We start from the raw sequence: 2,243 nt of genomic DNA, 5'->3' as shown, positions 1-2,243 counted from the left end.
AATAGAATAAATTAAAAAGGGGATGTGACACTGTCACACTCCCTTTTTAATTTAGGCTCTTTGTCAATAAGGACTGATGGGTTGTACAAAATCAAATCTGGGTCAGAATGAACCTCATTCTGGCTCAGATTTTTTGGGCTCTTTGTCAATAAGGACTGATGAGTTGTGCAAAATCAAATCTGAGTCAGAATGAACCACATTCTGGCTCAGATTTTTTGTTATCTTACATTGATTAATTGATTGATCAAAAAGATTCTAATTCTCATGTTCTCAAATGATTTAAATCCGTAGGATACTCGTTTCATTGTCTTTATGTGGGTATTCTTCGCTTCTATTTTTCCATTGGAATAAGGATAGATCATTGCGTTGGTGATGCCTTCTTCATAGGTCAGAAGGTTTTGAAGCTTTTCCCGAAAGCTGTCATCTAACGTTTCGGGAAGTTCTGCCAATAAGGAGAAAAATAAGTCAGGGTCTTTGTCTCGAAAGGCTTCAACTAATTCATGAAAAAAGGGATACGCCTCCTTTAGGGGCGGAGAAAACTCAAGCAATCGATCAATCATCATTGCTTCAGTAAGAAATGGGTATTTTGGTGCTCGGAAACTTTTCCATGTTTTGTATTCATAATGGTTGATGTTTGCACGATTTTTTAGCAAAAAGCGCCAGTTCTTTTTCAGTTTTTCTGCCTGGCTTTTCTGTCCGGCTTTACGAAGTTCATTCATTTCACGGATACGCAACTCATTGAACGCTTGATTCATGTGTTTGACAATATGAAACCGATCAATCACGACTTTCGCATTTGGCAGAACACGTTTGGTGAGCTGGAAGTAGGCGGCGTTCATGTCTGTCACCAAGAATTCTACTTCTTCTGGATTGGTACAACCTAAGAAATAGCTTGTTAATCGAGGTAATTTACGCGTAGGCAAAACATCTATTAATTTTCCTGTTTCGCCATCCGCGCAAATAAAGCTCATCTTATCTTCTATGGAAGCATGCGAACGAAATTCGTCAACCATCAATACTCTGGGGAGGATCTTCTTAGATTGCTTTGGTAAATAGCTTTTAAACTCTTTCAATGTACGAATAACGGTGGTCAAAGATACCTGACAGCTTTTCGCAATAAAAGATAAAGATACTTTTTCAGTCAGTAAAGAAGCAATTTTATATCTAACATGATTTGCGATTGAATGTCTGGGTTGGACAAAATAACTTTGAGCCGTCCAATGGGTGCGACAGTTTTTACAGGTATAGCGTTGCTTTTTTAGGCGCATAACCAAAGGCATATGATTGTATTGTTCAAAACGGACAATCGTTTCCTTCTTTCCATTTTTCACTATAATTGCTTTCCCGTTTCCATCTACCACAGTAGAACCACAACTTCTACAAGCACGAGGAGTAGGCGAGAGAACAGCATCGACGACCAACGTCTTTTTCTTCTGAAGGGTCTCGTAAGAGACCTCTGTAATCATCAAATCTTTCTCTGTTATTCTCAGCATTTTTTTGATAGAATCATTCATATAGCATATCGTCCTCTCAGTTGTTTATTTTGTGGTGATTTAATCATACTAGAGAACGATATGTTTTTTAATACCTAAAATAAAAATGGGGCTGAAGAATCAATTCTGATTCATCAGTCCCATAAATTATAGAGCCGAAAAATTATCATATTTATAGATTTATTAATAGTAAATGGCATAAGAATCTTTGAACAACGAAAAAAATGTAGCTCTACCTAATTATTGATTTGCAACAATTTCACCGAAGGTGAAACAAGCGAAACTTTACAAAAAGTGGCTAGCATTTGCTAGCCTTTTTTGTATTGTGGAGCGTGGGTTTTGAGGGGGGATTCAAGGGGGAGCTTGCGCCCCTTTGACAAGCGGTTATTTGCACCAAATACGTAGGTATTTGGCTAGCAAATATAGAGCTTGCCAAACCCTTTTAGTGAGTTTTGTAGAGAGTGACCTTATAGGCACTCTCACATTACGAACGATACGTCCCTCGGACGTACTGAAAGGGTGGGACTTATGAGCGAACTAATGCAAAATTTGGCTAGCAAAAAAGCGAAAAAATATATGCTAATAATCGAGCGAAATGAACACTTTTTCAAGTGAGCGAATCCGCCATGACAAAGCTGAAACAGTTTATTTCAGCTTTGTCATGGCGTGTGCCGACTTTTTTAAAAGTCTAGGCACACGAGCAAATATCTTTATCAAGCTCTAATTTGCGTTTTAAGGCGTTTCAAATGT

General features: G+C 38.0%; 1 protein-coding gene. It reads right to left on the bottom strand.

The features are described from left to right. Positions 1-218: 218 nt before the first annotated feature. A complete protein-coding gene (locus IBJ83_RS08295) occupies positions 219-1,514 on the bottom strand; it encodes an ISL3-like element ISEfa11 family transposase (RefSeq protein WP_002297218.1) in 1,296 nt (431 codons plus the stop codon). Positions 1,515-2,243 lie beyond the last annotated feature (729 nt).

The sequence above is a fragment of the Parvimonas parva genome (genome assembly GCF_016552165.1).
Classification (GTDB): domain Bacteria; phylum Bacillota; class Clostridia; order Tissierellales; family Peptoniphilaceae; genus Parvimonas; species Parvimonas parva.
This window is presented reverse-complemented; position numbering and strand designations above follow the sequence as displayed.

Bases quoted from the DNA above. Each gene is read 5' to 3' on its own strand.
- IBJ83_RS08295 (WP_002297218.1), bottom strand. From the start codon at position 1,514: ATGAATGATTCTATCAAAAAAATGCTGAGAATAACAGAGAAAGATTTG.